The sequence below is a fragment of the Streptomyces sp. SID14436 genome (assembly GCF_010548465.1).
Lineage (GTDB): Bacteria > Actinomycetota > Actinomycetes > Streptomycetales > Streptomycetaceae > Streptomyces.
On sequence record NZ_JAAGMD010000596.1, the window covers coordinates 1 to 364 of the forward strand.

The 364-nt window shown below is 78.0% G+C and carries 1 protein-coding gene; it reads right to left on the bottom strand.

What is annotated here, in order from left to right; all coding sequences use genetic code 11:
• On the bottom strand, positions 1-364 hold a 364-nt coding region (locus G3I53_RS21055; RefSeq protein ID WP_203617296.1), incomplete at both ends, for an AAA family ATPase.

Here is a 364-nt window from a genome sequence, read left to right on the forward strand (position 1 = left end):
GACCTCGTGGTCGTGGACCCACGGCAGGTGCACGAACCGGTTGGCGAGCGGCGCGCTGAGCTCCCAGCCGTCGGCGGCCGAGGCGCGCGGGTTCGCGGCGGCCACGATGCGGACGCCGGGCGGCAGCCGGAGGGCGCCGACGCGCCGCTCCAGCACGAGGCGCAGCAGGGCCGCCTGGACGGCGGGCGGCGCGGTCGACAGCTCGTCGAGGAAGAGCAGGCCGCGGCCCTCCCGGACCAGGCGCACGGCCCAGTCCGGCGGGGCCATCGGCACGCCCTGGACGGCCGGGTCGTCGCCGGGCACGGGCAGTCCGGAGAAGTCGGAGGGCTCGTGCACGCTCGCGATGACGGTGGTCAGCGGGAGG